At 36.5% G+C, this 16,746-nt stretch carries 16 protein-coding genes; 14 read left to right on the top strand and 2 right to left on the bottom strand.

The features are described 5' to 3' along the window. The first annotated feature begins 67 nt into the window (after positions 1-67). Positions 68-868: a patatin-like phospholipase family protein gene (locus WQ54_RS01495; protein WP_046511078.1), complete on the top strand. Its 801-nt coding sequence runs from the start codon at positions 68-70 to the stop codon at positions 866-868. Beyond that, positions 858-1,883 carry a SepM family pheromone-processing serine protease gene (locus tag WQ54_RS01490; RefSeq protein WP_269431543.1) on the top strand — a complete coding sequence of 342 codons (1,026 nt, stop codon included), beginning with the start codon at positions 858-860 and terminating at the stop codon, positions 1,881-1,883. Before WQ54_RS01495 ends, WQ54_RS01490 begins: the two co-directional genes overlap by 11 nt. A gap of 169 nt (positions 1,884-2,052) precedes the next feature. Here the strand turns inward: WQ54_RS01490 and WQ54_RS01485 are convergent, their stop codons facing one another. Further along, positions 2,053-3,261, bottom strand: a complete 1,209-nt coding sequence (locus tag WQ54_RS01485; protein WP_046511075.1) for a nucleotidyltransferase — start codon at positions 3,259-3,261, stop codon at positions 2,053-2,055. 276 nt (positions 3,262-3,537) lie between these two features. Here WQ54_RS01485 and WQ54_RS01480 point away from each other — a divergent pair, with 276 nt between their 5' ends. The 4 genes from WQ54_RS01480 (at position 3,538) to WQ54_RS01465 (ending at position 6,140) form a co-directional block, all read left to right on the top strand. Next, positions 3,538-4,056 (top strand): DUF177 domain-containing protein, encoded by a 519-nt coding sequence (locus WQ54_RS01480; RefSeq protein ID WP_046511072.1) that lies wholly within the window; start codon positions 3,538-3,540, stop codon positions 4,054-4,056. A gap of 77 nt (positions 4,057-4,133) precedes the next feature. Next, complete coding sequence (gene rpmF / locus WQ54_RS01475; protein WP_046511069.1) at positions 4,134-4,307, top strand: 50S ribosomal protein L32; 174 nt, start codon at positions 4,134-4,136, stop codon at positions 4,305-4,307. A gap of 246 nt (positions 4,308-4,553) precedes the next feature. Beyond that, positions 4,554-5,321 (top strand): enoyl-CoA hydratase/isomerase family protein, encoded by a 768-nt coding sequence (locus tag WQ54_RS01470; RefSeq protein WP_046511067.1) that lies wholly within the window; start codon positions 4,554-4,556, stop codon positions 5,319-5,321. Between the two features lie 204 nt (positions 5,322-5,525). After that, complete coding sequence (locus WQ54_RS01465) at positions 5,526-6,140, top strand: RsfA family transcriptional regulator (protein ID WP_046511065.1); 615 nt, start codon at positions 5,526-5,528, stop codon at positions 6,138-6,140. A gap of 46 nt (positions 6,141-6,186) precedes the next feature. On the opposite strand, the gene WQ54_RS01460 is transcribed toward WQ54_RS01465, so the two are convergent. Then, the gene (locus tag WQ54_RS01460) at positions 6,187-6,654 is read right to left on the bottom strand and encodes an N-acetyltransferase (RefSeq protein ID WP_046511062.1); all 468 of its coding nucleotides are present in this window, start codon (positions 6,652-6,654) and stop codon (positions 6,187-6,189) included. A gap of 303 nt (positions 6,655-6,957) precedes the next feature. Between WQ54_RS01460 and WQ54_RS01455 the strand changes: the two genes are divergently transcribed. The 8 genes from WQ54_RS01455 to WQ54_RS01420 all read left to right on the top strand — a co-directional run bounded on the left by WQ54_RS01455 (position 6,958) and on the right by WQ54_RS01420 (position 16,601). After that, positions 6,958-7,845 (top strand): 2-dehydropantoate 2-reductase, encoded by an 888-nt coding sequence (locus WQ54_RS01455; protein WP_046511059.1) that lies wholly within the window; start codon positions 6,958-6,960, stop codon positions 7,843-7,845. 7 nt (positions 7,846-7,852) lie between these two features. Then, a complete protein-coding gene (locus tag WQ54_RS01450) occupies positions 7,853-8,245 on the top strand; it encodes a DUF3397 domain-containing protein (protein WP_046511056.1) in 393 nt (130 codons plus the stop codon). Between the two features lie 168 nt (positions 8,246-8,413). Next, positions 8,414-10,042 carry a bacillithiol biosynthesis cysteine-adding enzyme BshC gene (gene bshC / locus WQ54_RS01445; RefSeq protein ID WP_046511053.1) on the top strand — a complete coding sequence of 543 codons (1,629 nt, stop codon included), beginning with the start codon at positions 8,414-8,416 and terminating at the stop codon, positions 10,040-10,042. Between the two features lie 124 nt (positions 10,043-10,166). Continuing rightward, complete coding sequence (mraZ, locus tag WQ54_RS01440; RefSeq protein ID WP_046511050.1) at positions 10,167-10,598, top strand: division/cell wall cluster transcriptional repressor MraZ; 432 nt, start codon at positions 10,167-10,169, stop codon at positions 10,596-10,598. Between the two features lie 75 nt (positions 10,599-10,673). Continuing rightward, positions 10,674-11,606 (top strand): 16S rRNA (cytosine(1402)-N(4))-methyltransferase RsmH, encoded by a 933-nt coding sequence (gene rsmH / locus WQ54_RS01435; RefSeq protein WP_046511047.1) that lies wholly within the window; start codon positions 10,674-10,676, stop codon positions 11,604-11,606. Positions 11,607-11,650: 44 nt separating this feature from the next. Next, positions 11,651-12,013, top strand: a complete 363-nt coding sequence (gene ftsL / locus WQ54_RS01430) for a cell division protein FtsL (protein WP_046511044.1) — start codon at positions 11,651-11,653, stop codon at positions 12,011-12,013. A gap of 273 nt (positions 12,014-12,286) precedes the next feature. Next, a complete protein-coding gene (locus WQ54_RS01425) occupies positions 12,287-14,509 on the top strand; it encodes a penicillin-binding protein (RefSeq protein WP_231597434.1) in 2,223 nt (740 codons plus the stop codon). 145 nt (positions 14,510-14,654) lie between these two features. After that, a complete protein-coding gene (locus WQ54_RS01420; protein ID WP_046511668.1) occupies positions 14,655-16,601 on the top strand; it encodes a stage V sporulation protein D in 1,947 nt (648 codons plus the stop codon). The last annotated feature ends 145 nt before the right edge of the window (positions 16,602-16,746 follow it).

The raw sequence follows: 16,746 nt of genomic DNA, 5'->3' as shown, positions 1-16,746 counted from the left end.
ATCATAACTTTATATAAAAAATTTTTCTTGAAGGAACTTTTTCTTCAATCAAAAGGAGGGCATCTCCTTGACGAAGGAGCCAAAAATTGGTCTAGCGCTTGGATCAGGTGGTGCAAGAGGGTTTGCGCATTTGGGGGTATTAAAGGTTTTACGAGATGCAGGAATTCAGGTTGATTTAATTGCTGGAAGCAGCATGGGGGCGCTTGTTGGATGCTTTTATGCTTCTGGTTTAAGTATAGAAAGAATGTACCAATTTGCATTAGCTTTTAAAAGAAAGTACTATTTAGATTTTACAGTACCTAAAATGGGCTTTATTGCTGGTAATCGAGTAAAAGAATTGATCCGTTTATTTACACATCGTAAGACGTTCTCGGAATTAGACATTCCGGTTGCTGTTGTAGCAACAGACTTATATGATGGTAGTAAGGTTATTTTTAAGGATGGTCCTGTGGCAGAAGCTGTCAGAGCAAGTATTGCCATTCCTGGTATTTTTGTTCCTGAAAAAATAAATGGTAAACTATTAGTTGATGGAGGTGTTGTAGATCGGGTACCTGTTTCAGTCGTAAAGGATATGGGTGCAGACATTATCATTGCTGTTGATGTCTCCCATGTAAAGAGAAATGAAGAAATTACGTCAATATTTGATGTTATCATGCAGAGTCTTGATATCATGCAGGATGAGCTGGTACATCATCGGGAAATTGCCTCAGATATAATGATTCGTCCACATGTTGAACAATATAGCTCCCGTGCATTTACAAATATTAAAGAAATAATTGAAATAGGTGAGAAGGAAGCCTTGCAACATGTTGAAAAAATACATACACTTATTGCAAAGTGGAAGGAGACAAATTGTTGTGAAGAGTAAGACATTTATACGGTCCATTATTTTGCTAGCAATGATTGCACTTATCATGACCTTTATTAAGCTTCCTTATTATGTAACACAACCAGGGATGGCTTCTGAGCTAGAGCCGATTATCGAGGTTGAAAACGGATATAAGGATGAAGAGGGGAGCTTTTCTTTAACAACAGTCCGGTTTGGAAGAGCAAATCCTATTACTTATTTATGGGCTAAGCTGAATGATTTTTATTATATTCACCCCCTAGAAGAAATTAAAAGAGAAGAAGAATCAGATGAAGAATATTTCAAAAGACAATTACATATGATGGAAGCTTCACAGGAAGCAGCGATATCTGTTGCATACGAAAAAGCGAATAAGCCAGTTGAGTATTCTTTCCACGGGATTTATGTAGACGGTATAGTCGAAGGTATGCCGGCAGCCGAGATTCTTAAGGTTGGGGATCGTATATTTAAAGTAGATAAAAAGGAGTTTCAAACAGCTGAACAATTTATTGATTATGTTGGGCAAAAGAAAGCTGGGGAGGAAATATCCATTACTTTTGAAAGAGATGAAGAACAAAAACAAGGAAAGATAAAGCTTGCAGCTTTTAAAGATGATCCTACTAAAGTTGGGATTGGAATTTCATTGGTAACTGATAGCAAAATAGACGTAGAGCCTGATATAAAACTCGATACTGAGGAAATAGGCGGTCCTTCTGCCGGATTAATGATGTCGCTTGAAATATATAATCAGTTAACTAAAGGTGATTTAACAAAAGGCTATAATATTGCCGGGACAGGAACTATTAATACAGAAGGAGAAGTTGGACCAATCGGAGGAATTTCTCAGAAGATTGTTGCTGCTGATCATGCAGGGATGGATATTTTCTTTGCCCCTAATGAAAACAATAGTCCAACATCTAATTACAAAGAGGCCATAAAAGCAGGAGAAAAAATCAATACAGATATGAAGATCATTCCGATCGATACGTTTGATGAAGCGCTAGAATACTTAATGAATATAAAAGAGAAAGGTTAATTTATAATCCTTTCTCTTTTTATTTCATCAAAATAACGATTTAACCTGTGGATAAGCGCGGACAAAGAGACCAGAACCACAAGCTATGCAAGTGAATCAGTGTGACAGTTTCCAAATCTTCTTATTCTCTGGGCTGTTTAAAGGGCCCATATCTGTTGTCTTATATGTTTTAAAGTCTAATGGGTGGAGTTGCATATTCTGCCTTTAAATGCTTAGAGCGAAGCGGTTCAGGAAATATAATGTTATAAGCAGATGAAGCCTTAATATCGATCTCCAACAATGGGTGCTGAATTGTCGAAAGTTTCGATATGATCGGCAGTTCGGTTTGTTTTTTTACGGAACTCAAATATTCTTGTCCCTTTTTTGACATACCTAATAGTCTAATATAGGGAGCTGTTTGATCTTTATTAATAAAGCTAATCTGCTGTTTGGTTGTTCTCGTCAAAATATGTGTGCATAGTCTCTGAAGTCTCGTCCAGGTATATCGTTTCGTTTTGAGTTGTTCCATGAAATGCAGGAAACTTTCAGAGGATGGAACGATTCTTTTAATTCTGTTTTCCAACCCCTCTTCTGCTTCGTAAATTGTTAGCAGCTCCTCGCTGCTCATTGTCATAATGCTGTATTTTAAGTAGTCAAAGTAATGCTCCCAATTATGTAACAAACCATATTGATTTTTATATTGATCCATTATTTGAAGCGTCTCATTTGGGACATAATTCGTAATAGGTCCTTTATTTTCGAATAAAGCTTTTCTAATACTAGTCGCACTAGCTATTGAAGGAGAAACAAAGTTTTGTTCATGATAACCTGCAGCTGTCCGTTTAATCGTGTATGGTTTTATCTTAGCATTCTGCCGGTATATGGCTTTCACATAATGAAATCCAAGTATATTATTTGGTAAGGACAAATCAAGAATGTCGCGGCCGTTTGATATCTCCTGGAAGGCACGAGTTAAGGCGGAGGGATAACTCACACCGGTTTTCATATATTTTTGGATTAATAGATCATATTGCTCTTTGTTTTGTAAAAGAAATTCATTTGCTTCTAAAAAAGGGAAGATATCTCCTGACTCACTTCCAAAGCAAAGTGAATGACATTTTAATGCTCCCAATATTGAAACCGCACCACTTGCAAAAGTTTCGGCTTTTTGTGTTGCAAAGGCATAAGGAAGCTCAATCACTATATCAATGCCGCTGTGCAATGCCATTTTCGTCCGTTCCCATTTCGATATGATGGCAGGTTCACCTCTTTGCAAAAAGTTCCCGCTCATCACTGCTATCACAATATCTGCATTTGTTTCTTTTATCGATTGTGTTAAGTGATAATAATGACCATTATGAAAAGGATTATATTCAACAACAAGACCTAATGCGTTCAAAAGATCACCACGTTCTTTTTATAGTATCGTTATTATAATACAGTGAAGAGAAACTTCCAACAGCTTATGGCGTTTAAGCTCGTAAAAATTGAGATATGGATTATTTTACTTAAACTTAATATCATTATAGCTTGAAAAGCTTTTACAGGATGATTAAAATAAGACATGTTAATTAAAAATGCATTTTTCATGAATACTAACACTGTAAAGAAAAAATATTGACAAATATATTTACGAAGGCTATAATTACCTTTGTTGCCTTGAGGTGATAACATGTTGAAATGGACAATTAGTCAACTACATCAATTGCAAAGCAAGGGATTGAGAATTGATGAAGAAATTGATTTAAGTGAACTGATCACAAGTCATGAAGATATTCGTGATATCACACCTGTAAACGTAAGCGGAAGAGCAGATATCAGCTCGACCAAGGTAACGTTTCATTTATCAATTTCAGGTTCAATGGTTCTGCCTTGTTCTCGAACATTAGTGGATGTTCAGTATCCATTTTCAATTGATACAACTGAAACATTTTTATTAAAACCAGCAGATTATGATACGGAAGAGGATTTTTATCTTGCTGAAGGTGAAATGGTTGATTTAACACCTGTTATTAAAGAATTAATCCTATTAGAAATTCCGATGCAGATATTCTGTGATGATGGTATGAATGAAGAAGGCGCTGCTCCGCAATCTGGGAAAGACTGGCAGGTTATTTCTGAAGAAGAACAGAAAGACAAGGTTGATCCACGATTAGCCGGTTTGGCAAAATTCTTCGAAAATGAGGATAGCTAAATTAAATTAGCTTATAACACAAACGAAACCGACTTTAATCGGTTTAGGATGCAACGCTCTTTAAGGAGGTGGGAATAATGGCTGTACCTTTTAGAAGAACTTCTAAAACAAGAAAAAGACTACGTCGTACGCATTTTAAATTACAAGTACCTGGTATGGTAGAATGCCCAAATTGCGGTGAAAGCAAACTAGCGCACCGTGTATGTAAAGCATGTGGAACATACAAAGGAAAAGACGTTGTTAACAAATAATTATTTGTTACAGCTAATAAAAGCGTGAGGATCAATGATCTTCACGCTTTTATTTTTTTTGGTTAAAACATAAAAGATTCTGGTATTGTTATGTACAAATATAAAAGGGAAACTACAGTACATGTTCATGCAAGTTTAGTCAGATTCTTACAGGAGCGTGTGTTTCTTTCTAATTTTTGAACATGACACTTTGCGCTTTTATTTTAATTGAAACAGCACTACAATGGGCTTAAAAAGGGGAATTTTATGAATAAATTGATCCTTAGTGAACCAGTAACAGGAATTGTTGAAATAAAGTTCAATCGTCCTTTAAAACATAATGCAGTTAACGTTGAAATGATGGATGAATTAAAAGTGAGTCTTTCTTCCCTTCGTGAAAGAATGGATTTAAAAGGATTGGTCCTGACAGGGGAGGGAGAAAAGGCTTTTTGTTCAGGAGGGGATATAGAGGCTTTTGAAAACCTAATAACTAAGGAAGAGGCATATGAAATGCTTTCGAAAATGGGGGATATCCTTTATGAGCTTTTGACTTTTCCATTACCTACTTTTGCTTATTTAAATGGGGTGGCATTAGGCGGTGGTTGTGAAATTGCAACAGCATGTGATTTTCGAATCGCCCAAGAAGGAATATCTTTGGGATTTATTCAAGGAAAGTTAGCCATTACAACAGGGTGGGGTGGAGCGACAATGCTTCATGAAAAATTGCCTTACGGAAAAGCAATGTCCCTCCTTCTATCGGCAAAAAGACTGTCGGCAGAGGAAGCTGAAACCTATGGCTTTATTGATAAAATTGTACCTGCTACCAATGGTTACACGGAGACGTATCACTTTATTAGGAATTTCTTGGTGGAACATCCTTCTGTATTGAGGGCGTACAAATCTGTAAAAGTGAACCAATGGACTCAAATGCAATTGCATGTAAGAATAATGTCTGAAATCAAGCGCTGTGCTGAATTATGGGAAATGGAGGAGCACCATAAAGCGGTTTCCTTATTTATAAATAGGAAAAAGTAATGATCATATTATTCGTTTTATTAATATAAGTAGTACATAATTGCTTTCTTTTGAAAAGAGCTGCCACCACGGCTATTACATGGCTTGATCAAGACAATCTGAGCGTTTGTGCTTTTTCTTTTACAAGTAATAGATTGTATTTAGTCTATCTATTCTAGTAGTTGCATATGTATAGAAAAAAAGTGACTATTGGAGGGATTATAGATGACTACGACGCGTCAAGATGCTTGGACACATGATGAGGATTTATTATTAGCCGAGGTTGTACTAAGACACATCCGCGAAGGTGCAACACAGCTTGCAGCTTTTGAGGAGGTAGGCAGAAAGTTATCGAGAACAGCTGCTGCATGCGGGTTTCGTTGGAATTCTCATGTCCGTAAACAGTATAAGACAGGGATTGAAGTGGCAAAAAAACAAAGAAAAGAACTCAGAACCTTACCTCAGCAAAAGGAGGAGCCAGTTGAGAAGCCGATTAATAAAGAAGATAGCAATGTGCCAACTGGACAATCAAAAAATGCTATTAAAGAACTTATTTCATTTCTTCAGCAATATGAGGAAGCTCCATCTGTACAAGAAATTCAACAAGAAAATCAACAATTAAAAGGAAAAATAAGTGAATTAGAAGAAAAAGTAGCAACTCTTCAACAAGAAAAGGAAACACTGACAAATAGCTTAACAGTTATTGAAGAGGATTATCACGCATTGATTGAAATTATGGATCGTGCAAGAAAAATGGTCATTCTTCAAGAGGACGAGAGAAATAGGAAAGTGAAATTTCAAATGGATAAAAATGGGAATTTAGAGAGAGTAGAAAAATAAATTAGAAGGGGGACTGATGTAATGTCAGCCCCTATTTATATGTTTATTATTGTTGTTCAGATACCCCAGCAGGATACCACACTAATGGATTTTCACCCTTATCACGTTCCATATCATACTTCACGGGTTCAAACCCCATTTTTGACCAAAAATCCCCAGATTTTACACGAGGGTTCGTTTTAATAGGCAGATTAAATGATTTTGCATATTCAACAAGTGCTTTGCCATAACCATTCCCTTGATATCCAGGTAAAACCTCAAGCTTCCATAACTCTAAATAATCTTGCTTAGGACTAAAATATTGGTCGAATTTTTTGTCCACCCGGTAAAGGCTCATTCGTGCAACAAGCTTATCGCCAAAATAAATCCCATAAAAAGGCGAGTCACTATCGTTTTCAATCATATTTGATTGAAGATCCTCAAGCATGGAAAGCTCTTGAATACCATACTCTCTAAATTTCTTAAATTCTTCTAAGGTTTTATAATTAACTAACAATCTTTCAACTTTAAACATGTTTCATACCCCCTTGATGCAAATCAAATAAATAAGATTTCTTGTAATGAATATTTTGATTTAATTGAAAATAAGCTACTATATATTATATCATGACACTTATTATTAATGTAGCTTAATAAGTTAATCGCTTTCAATTGTTTGGGCGACTTCCGAATGAACCTTACATTTTCAATAATTAGGCAAAGGTCTAGTAAAATCAACGGCTATTTTGATATGATTAAGCTAACGATACAAAAAAATGGAAATTTACTCAAAATGGAAATTCAAATAGATACTAGTAGGTAAATGAAGGTGGTAAAGATGGAAATTGGAATAATTGGCGGAGGTTCGATCGGTCTGCTTTACAGCTTTTATCTTAGTAAAAACCATGTAATTACCCTTTATACAAAGCGAAAAGAACAAGCAGATCAAATTAATAATAATGGCTTATTATTACAAAAAAATGAAATAAGTGATAAAACAATTATAAAAGCGGATTTCTCAAGCAACTATAAAGAACAGGTGCTCATTGTAACGGTTAAACAATATGATATTGAGCAGGTTATTACTCAGTTGAAAAACCAATCTCCGCGGACGATCTTATTCCTTCAAAATGGGATGGGGCATTTGTCATATTTGTCATCTTTAGATAAGCATCAAATTCTGTTAGGGATTGCTGAGCATGGGGCATTACGTACAAATGATTACATAGTGAATCACACTGGAATAGGTATCACGAAAATCTCCCATTATAACCAAAAAAATAAACGAAATGTACTTTTAGATCAATTATTAATGGATCAAGATCCGGTATTTCCTATGGAATTAAAAAGTGATTGGAAAAAAATGCTTTCAGAGAAGTTGGTTGTTAACGCAACGATAAATCCTTTAACTGCTGTTTTACATGTAAAAAATGGATTATTAATTGAGAATGGCTATTTTAAAAAAATATTGCATGAACTCTTTCTTGAGGTTGTACATATATTGGGATTGGAAAAAGAAATGCATCTCTGGGATCATGTCCAAACAATTTGTAAAAATACTTCTGAAAATAGCTCTTCGATGTTGAAAGATATACAAGGGGGGCGACAGACAGAAATCGATTCTATTTTAGGCTATTTAATAAATCAAGCGGGCAATACAAACAAATTGTACCCACATATTACTTTTCTTTATCATGCCATAAAAGGAATGGAGAGCGTTAGGTGACATGGTGATGGATTTCATTATATGGATCATTTCATTTGCTTTTGCACTGCCTATAGTTTGCTTTGTTTTTTTACTCTTCGTCTCACGACTCATGGTAAAAAATAAAAAGAAATCAATCCTTTTGACTTTTGATCTATCAACGATTTTCTTTATTATGTCTGTTCATTTTCTTTTGTTAACCCTATTTGGACGCTCTTTTCTATTTTATATAATAGTAGGAATTTTATGTTTATCTTTATTTGTTTATTATATGGATAATAAACGAGCACAACCATCATTTACAAGAGTGTCAAAAAAGGTGTGGCGGTTGTCTTTTTTATTTTTCTTTGTCAGTTACATCATTTTAACCTTATTCGGTATAGCAGCTGGAATGATTCAAAATGTATTCACCCCATCTTAACGGGCAGTAAACTGATGCTACTCTCTTTTTATTATTATGTATCTTAAAAATGGAGTTTAGTGAATTCTAATGAATACAATATATTTTTAAGCAAAGTTTTTTTGTTTCAGGACCATAAATGCTATACTCAACCTTGGTATATCATAATCTAGAAAGGAAGTTACATATATGGAGATTATTGAACTCTCCCTGCGCTCTACAAATCAATTTATGAACGACTTCAATGAGCAGAAGTTAAATCAAGACTTATTCTTCGATTATAACATCCATAATAATGAGGTTTTCCAACATAGAGCTGCGGATTTAAAAAATCGTTCCTTTCAGCGTGAAGAGTTATCAGCTTATTTAAAGGAATACGCAAAACGATTTTCAGGAAATCTTGAGAAAACATTAGAAAACATTGAAAAATTAAAGCACCCTGAGAGTGTAGTGGTCGTTGGGGGTCAACAAGCTGGTCTTTTAACTGGTCCATTGTATACAATACATAAGATTATTTCGATTATTGTTTTAGCTAAAAATGAAGAAAAGAAGCTTGGCATTCCAGTTATTCCTGTCTTTTGGATCGCTGGTGAAGATCATGATTTTGCCGAAATCAACCATGTTTTTGCTGCACAGAACTATCTGCCTAAAAAAATGGCCATAAAAGATTCACCTCTCAAAAAACAACCCGTTTCTGATTTGCCATTAAACAAGGAGAAAACGGTAGATTGGGTGGAACAAGTATTTGAAGCATTTGGAGAATCGGATCATTCGAATCATTTATTAGAGCAATTAACCAGTATGATTAAGAACTCTGAGACATATGTTGAATTCTTTGAGCATGCCATTATGAAGCTTTTTAATCATGAAGGCTTAGTGCTTGTTAATTCAGGCGATCCTGCTCTTCGCCAGCTTGAAAAATCCTGTTTCCAGTCGATTGTGAATCAAAATCGCAGTTTATATGAAGCTGTTAAATCACAACAGAAGGAAATGCATGCACATAGTTACCATTCAATAATTGAAATGCCTGAAAACAGTGCAAATCTTTTTTATCATCATGAAGGAGAGCGGTTTCTTATGGAACGGAAAAATGATGAGGAATTTTTCGTTCCTGATATTGGTTTAACCTTATCAAAAGCAGAATTAATCGATTTAATAAATACTTATCCACAAAAACTAAGCAATAATGTGGTTACAAGACCTATCATGCAGGAACATTTATTCCCAACTCTTGCTTTTATCGCTGGGCCAGGTGAAGTTACTTATTGGGCTGAGTTAAAGCGTGTCTTTTCAATCATGGAGATTAAAGTGCCCCCTGTTTTACCTAGATTAACGATTACGCTTTTAGAAAGATCAATTGAAAGGAATTTAACAGAAGCCAATATCCTGTTGGAAGATGTTCTGCAAAATGGTGTTGAAAAATTAATTGATGATTTTCTACAATCGGTATCACCAGTGGATATGACTTCACTTGTTGAAGAGGCAAAACAGCAAATTTCAAATATTCATGAAGGGTTAATTGAAGCTGCTTTAAAAATTGATAAGAGTCTTGAACCATTATTAAAAAAGAATGGTGTATTTATACAGGAACAACTCGACTTTTTAAATCGCGCAGTTGAGAAACGTAAACAACAACAGCATGAGGTGCAAATATCAAAATTTAAAGCGATCGAATTATCGTTGCTCCCAAATTTACAGCCGCAAGAGAGAATTTGGAATATTTATTACTATTTAAATAAATTCGGGCCGGATTTTGTAGGAGAATTGCTAAACTTGTCATATTCCTTTAATGGTAAACATAAAATTGTCAAAATTTAAATAAAAGTTTTTTGAAAATCCTGTTTATACAGGGTTTTTTTTTTATGAAAACATCTGTAAAATAGGAAGTGGAGATAAGTGGGGGAAAGTGGTGAGATGAGGAGAGAAAGTGGGGACAACGAGCATGTTTATGGGAGAATACCATCACACCATCGATTTAAAAGGCAGAATGATTGTCCCTTCTAAGTTCAGAGAAGGACTAGGAGAGACATTCGTCCTAACAAGGGGCTTGGATCAATGCTTGTTTGGATACCCGATGAGTGAATGGAAGCAAATTGAAGAAAAATTAAAGGCCCTCCCGTTAACGAAAAAAGATGCTCGTGCATTTACCCGTTTTTTCTTTTCTGGTGCGACCGAATGCGAATTGGACAAACAAGGTCGTGTTAATATTGCTACACCTCTCTTGCAGTATGCAAAACTTGAGAAAGAGTGTGTTGTTATCGGCGTTTCAAATCGAATTGAGCTATGGAGCAAGTCCATTTGGGAAAATTATGTTGCTGAACAAGAGGATTCATTTGAAGAAATTGCTGAAAATATGATTGATTTTGATATATAATTCTCTCTTAAGCAAAAAATGAATAGTAAAGTGGACAAGCAGATCAAAAAAAGATTTGAAAAGGTGGTACAACTTATGTTTGAACATACAACGGTTTTGTTAAAGGAAACTGTCGATGGCTTACAAGTCAAGCCAGATGGTACATATGTGGATTGTACATTAGGTGGAGCAGGACATAGCAGTTATCTGTTATCAAAATTATCGAAAGCTGGTCGATTGTTTGCATTTGACCAGGATGATGTGGCATTAGCAAATGCAGAAAAAATACTGGCGAACTATCAGGGTCAAGTGACATTAATAAAAAGCAATTTTCGTTACCTCACTGAAAAACTTGCAGAACATGGCGTAGAAAAAGTGGATGGAATTATTTTTGACCTCGGCGTATCTTCACCACAACTGGATACACCCGAAAGGGGATTTAGCTACCACCACGATGCACCATTAGATATGAGGATGGATCAACAATCAGATCGGTCAGCCTATGATGTTGTAAATGAGTGGTCATATGAGGATCTAGTAAAGATCTTTTTCAAATATGGTGAAGAAAAATTTTCCAAACAGATTGCACGAAAAATCGAAGCATATAGAGAAACTCAACCAATTCGTACCACTGGAGAGCTAGTCGAAATCATTAAAGAGGCTATTCCTGCTCCAGCAAGGAGAAAAGGTGGTCATCCAGCTAAGAGGATTTTTCAGGCTATTCGAATTGCAGTTAACGATGAATTAAAGGTTTTTGAGGAAGCGATCGAGCAATCAATTGACTTATTAAAACCAAATGGCAGAGTAAGTGTCATTACCTTTCATTCGTTGGAAGATCGCATTTGTAAATCTGCTTTTAAAGAAGCAGCAACACCACCAGAACTTCCTCGTAATATGCCATTTTTACCGGAAGGCTATGAACCAAAAATAAAAATTATAACTAGAAAGCCAATTGTTCCATCAGAAAAAGAGCTTGAGGAAAACAACAGGGCAAGGTCAGCTAAATTAAGAATTGCAGAGAAAATGTAACAAGTATAGATTGCCATTCAAGTAAAAAGAAGGAGGTTATAAACATGAGCAATTTAGCAATGAAATTAGAACAGCAAAGGCAGGAGCAACAACAGCAGCAACGTGTACAAGAACCAATTATTATAAAGAGAAGAGCATCGATTACACCCGGAGAAAAACTGCTTATCGTCTTATTTATCGGCCTTCTCGTATTTGGTGCAATTACGATCATTGCAAAAAGTTACACCGTCTATCAAAGCAATATTGAAATTCAAAAAACAGAAGCTAAAATTGAAGAGCAGACGAAGCTAAATAAAGATCTTCATGTACAAGTTGAAGAATTAAGCACATACGAACGCATCTGGGAAAAGGCAAAAGAACTTGGATTAACATTAGATGAAAATAATGTAAAGAGTGTTCAAAACTAATTCAAGAAAGCTGACGATATATAGAGCTGAGCTACACATGTTTAGGTGGTGTAGCCAGCTTTTTTTAAATCCCGCCTAAACACTAAATTTTACTCGCTATATCCCATCAAAACAGGCAGTAATATCCAGCACTTTAAGAAAAATAAGAATGAATGAACTGCCCGTAAAGATCCGATAAGTCTCGCTATCCATCAGCGGGGATGAAGAAAACCCCGCTGAAGGAAGTCTCGCTATATGGTAAAATAAAAGCCGAAAGAGGAGGTACGTATGAAGATCACACAAAAAAACACAAATATGAACAGAGGAGCAGCGATTTTGTCTTTACTATTTGCACTCCTTTTTTTAGTCATATTTATCCGCTTTTTTTATATTCAAGCAACAGGGACGGTTCACGGTGAAGCCCTTGCTGCCAGAGCAGAAAAACTATATGAAGAACAACGGCCAATCGAAGCTACTCGGGGAAGAATCCTGGATCATAGCGGAGAGGTTATAGCTGAAGATAAAACCTCCTATAAACTTATCGCTATTTTGGATGAAAAAGTAACTACAAATCCTAAGAAGCCACAGCATGTTGTTGATGTTGATGAAACGGCTCAAAAGCTTGCTCCGTTACTTGATATGAAAGTCAGTGAAGTGGAAAAAATCCTTTCAAAAGAAGATTTATTCCAGGTTGAATTTGGTTCAGCCGGCAGGGATATTAGTCAATCACAAAAAGAAAAAATTGAAGAATTAGATCTACCTGGTATAACGTTCATTCGTGATAAGCAACGGTTCTATCCAAACGGTGTTTTTTCTTCACATTTGATCGGCTATGCTCAAACCCAAGAGGAGACGAAAGAAACAGTCGGTATGATGGGACTGGAAAAAAACCTTGAAAAATACCTACGTGAAGAAGATGGCTATGTGAAGTTTGAGAAAGACAATTATAACTGGAAGCTGCCAAATAGTAATGATAAAATTGTTGCACCGAAAAATGGGAATGACGTTTACTTGACAATTGATCAGAAAATCCAAACCTTTCTTGAGGATGCAATGAATCAAGTTGTTGATGAGTTTTCACCAGAGAAGATCATCGCTGTTGTTGCAGATCCGAAAACAGGTAAAATATTGGCTATGGGTCAGCGTCCAAGCTTTGATCCAAATACGAGAGATATAACGTCATATACAAATGATGTGATTTCCTATCCATTTGAACCAGGATCTACGATGAAGATTTTTACGCTTGCTGCTGCAATTGAAGAAGGTGTATATAATGGAAATGCCTATTTTCAGTCAGGGAAATATGCAATTGAAGGGCCGGATATATCTGACCATAACGGATCAGGGTGGGGACCTATTACATACAATGAAGGGGTACAACGCTCATCAAATGTAGGGTTTTCATTAATTGCAGATAAGCTATTAGGAACTGATCGATTATATCAATATTTAAATAAGTTTGGTTTTCTTGGAAAAACAGGAATCGATCTTCCAAATGAAGACAATAGCCAGATTAATTTTAAAACACATCGTGACCGAGTGACAACAGCATTTGGGCAAGCATCAGCTGTTACACCAATTCAACAAATTCAAGCAGCAACAGCTATTGCAAACAATGGGAAAATGATGCAGCCATATGTGATCGATAAAATAGTCGATACCGATAATAAGGAAATTGTCAAACAGACGAAACCTAAGGTTGTTGGTCAGCCTATTTCTGAAAAAACAGCAACGGAAGTTTTAAATATTTTAGAAACGGTTGTCAGCTCGGAAAAAGGTACAGGTAAACCATTTCGAATTGAAGGGTATGAAGTCGCAGGTAAAACGGGAACTGCCCAAATATATTCGCCTGAAAAAGGCCGTTATTTATCAGGTAATGATAATCATGTCTTTTCCTTTCTTGGAATGGCGCCAAAGGATGATCCAGAGTTGATTGTTTATGTTGCTGTTCAAAAGCCTGAATTGGAAGGTAAAGCAGGATCTGTGCCAACTTCAATGATTTTTAATACGGTCATGAAGAATAGTCTTCAGTATCTGCAAATAGAACCAACAGAAGAAACGGAGACGACAAAAGTGGAAGAAGAAGCAGACAGCGGAATGATGCTTCCTTCATTAGAGGGCATGAATACTTCTGAGGCAAAAAGCAAATTGAAAGAGCTTGGGTTGGAGCCAATCCTTCTTGGAAACGGTGAGAGTATTAAAGCACAATACCCTGAAGCTGAAACACCAGTCATTGTGAATGAAAAAGTGTTCCTTCAACTCTCTGAAAATGTGGAAATGCCAAATATGGCAGGCTGGTCAAAACGAGATGTCATGAAACTGGCTAATCTATTAGGACTATCTGTTGAAACAGAAGGCTCTGGGTATGTTGTCAAGCAAAGTATCAATAAGGGGAGTATCTTGAAAAAAGGAGACGTATTATCTGTCACCTTAGGGGCAACGGAAAAGAAAAATACATTGGAAGAGAAGCAAACAACAGAAGAGAAAGAAACAACTGAAGAAAATGAAACGGAATAAATGAGTTAGAGGCTGTCTCAAAAAGGGTGTCCCTTTAGTCAGCCTCTTTTTACAGATGGCAGACCAAAACACTCCTTTAATAGGTTCTATCTAACGATGTACAAGCATATATTTGAACGAGCCTAGACAAGGGGGAGTAATGGATATGCGGGTATCAAATGTAACGGTAAGAAAGCGCCTAGCTTTAACGTTGCTATTCGGTTTTTTCATTTTCTTTGTGATTGATATACGTCTAGGGTACGTACAATTTTTTCTTGGGGATACTCTAACATCTGGTGCAAAGGATTTATGGAGCAGAAATATTCCGTTTGAGCCTGAGCGTGGGGAAATTTTAGATCGCAACGGTGTAAAATTGGCAACAAACATGAGTGCACCTACCATATATGTAGTACCAAGACAAATTGAAAATCCTGCTGAAACCGCAAAAAAATTAGCCGCTGTATTAAATATGTCAGAGGAAAAAGCGTATAAGCATGTTACCGAAAATGAATCCATAGTCAGGATCAATCCTGAAGGTCGAAAAATTTCACATGCTAAAGCAAATGAAGTAAGAGACTTGAGCTTAAAAGGAATTTATATTGCGGAGGACTCAAAGCGTTACTATCCATTCGGAAGCTATTTATCACATGTTCTCGGTTTTGCCGGAATTGACAACCAAGGTTTGTTGGGCTTAGAGGCTTACTATGACGAGGAGTTAAAAGGGAAAAAAGGATATGTAAAGTTTTTTTCGGATGCAAAAGGACAAAGAATGCCTGATGAAGCAGATGATTACACAGCACCTGTTGATGGGAATAATTTAAGATTAACGATTGATTCACGAGTACAAACAATTGTTGAGCGAGAATTAGATAATGTACAAGCAACCTATAATCCAGACGGTATTATAGCGATTGCAATGAATCCTAATAATGGTGAAATTTTGGCGATGTCTAGCAGGCCAGATTTCGATCCTGCTAATTTTAGAGAGGTTGACCCAAAGGTGTATAACCGTAATTTGCCTGTTTGGAGTAACTATGAACCAGGGTCTACCTTCAAGATCATTACATTAGCTGCAGCATTAGAAGAAAATAAGGTAAATCTAACGAAAGATACGTTTAATGACAGCGGTTCGGTAGAGGTTGATGGAGCTAGACTGCGATGCTGGAAAAGAGGAGGACATGGTCACCAAACCTTTTTAGAAGTTGTACAAAACTCATGTAACCCCGGTTTTGTAGAACTAGGCCAACGACTTGGGGAGGAGACACTTTTCAAATATATTAAGGATTTTGGCTTTGGTCAAAAAACAGGTATTGACCTACAAGGCGAAGGAAGAGGAATCTTGTTTAATCCGGAGAGGGTCGGACCTGTTGAGCTTGCAACAACAGCGTTTGGTCAAGGTGTGTCGGTAACACCGATTCAACAGGTGGCGGCTGTTTCTGCTGCAGTAAATGGAGGAATACTATATACTCCTTATATTGCAAAGGAATGGGTGGATCCTGTAACAAACGAGGTGATCAGCAGACAAACACCTGAGGCTAAAAAACGGGTAATTTCTGATGAAACATCGAAGGAAATCCGTTACGCACTTGAAAGTGTTGTTGCACTTGGGACAGGACGTAATGCTTATGTTGACGGCTATCGTGTAGGCGGTAAAACCGGAACTGCCCAAAAGGTTAAAGATGGACGTTATATGGAAAACAATCATATCGTTTCATTTATCGGATTCGCACCAGCAGATGATCCTCAAGTGGTGGTCTATGTGGCTGTTGATAATCCAAAAGGAACCATCCAATTCGGTGGAACCGTCGCTGCTCCAATTGTAGGAAATATCATGCGCGATGTCTTGCCAGAGCTGGGTGTTAAACCTCGAAAAAATCAAATTGAAAAGGAATATAAATGGCTGGACACAAAATTAGTCGAAATCCCGAATATTTTAGGGCTGACTAAACAAGAGTTAACTGAGCAGTTTGTAAATTTGAAGCTGGATGTTGCTGGTGAAGGAGATGTTGTTGTGCAACAGTCCCCAAAAGCAGGTGTAAAAGTAAAAGAAGGATCTACATTGCGAGTATATTTAGGTGAAAGCGATAAAAAGCAGAGCCAGGAAAACGAGTAATCTGTAGAAAGCATGGCAATTGTGATCTAGAAATCAAGATTGTCAGGCTTTCTTTCTGTTTAATAGGTTGGATGAAAATTCAAAAAAATAAAACATTTAAATTTTAACTGCGTTTTTCAAAAGAAAATGAAACGAAGGATGGCTC

Origin of the sequence: Bacillus sp. SA1-12 (assembly GCF_000981385.1) — a bacterium.
GTDB lineage: Bacteria > Bacillota > Bacilli > Bacillales > Bacillaceae > Metabacillus.
Note: the sequence above shows the minus strand (reverse complement) of the source record. Positions and strands in the feature narration are given on the sequence as shown.

Excerpts from the sequence above, each read along its gene's own strand:
- rpmF (WP_046511069.1), top strand. The coding sequence starts at position 4,134 with ATGGCTGTACCTTTTAGAAGAACTTCTAAAACAAGAAAAAGACTACGT.
- WQ54_RS01450 (WP_046511056.1), top strand. The coding sequence starts at position 7,853 with ATGGATTTCATTATATGGATCATTTCATTTGCTTTTGCACTGCCTATA.
- WQ54_RS01420 (WP_046511668.1), top strand. The coding sequence starts at position 14,655 with ATGCGGGTATCAAATGTAACGGTAAGAAAGCGCCTAGCTTTAACGTTG.
- WQ54_RS01470 (WP_046511067.1), top strand. The coding sequence starts at position 4,554 with ATGAATAAATTGATCCTTAGTGAACCAGTAACAGGAATTGTTGAAATA.
- WQ54_RS01455 (WP_046511059.1), top strand. The coding sequence starts at position 6,958 with ATGGAAATTGGAATAATTGGCGGAGGTTCGATCGGTCTGCTTTACAGC.
- bshC (WP_046511053.1), top strand. The coding sequence starts at position 8,414 with ATGGAGATTATTGAACTCTCCCTGCGCTCTACAAATCAATTTATGAAC.
- WQ54_RS01460 (WP_046511062.1), bottom strand. The coding sequence starts at position 6,654 with ATGTTTAAAGTTGAAAGATTGTTAGTTAATTATAAAACCTTAGAAGAA.
- WQ54_RS01465 (WP_046511065.1), top strand. The coding sequence starts at position 5,526 with ATGACTACGACGCGTCAAGATGCTTGGACACATGATGAGGATTTATTA.
- ftsL (WP_046511044.1), top strand. The coding sequence starts at position 11,651 with ATGAGCAATTTAGCAATGAAATTAGAACAGCAAAGGCAGGAGCAACAA.
- rsmH (WP_046511047.1), top strand. The coding sequence starts at position 10,674 with ATGTTTGAACATACAACGGTTTTGTTAAAGGAAACTGTCGATGGCTTA.
- mraZ (WP_046511050.1), top strand. The coding sequence starts at position 10,167 with ATGTTTATGGGAGAATACCATCACACCATCGATTTAAAAGGCAGAATG.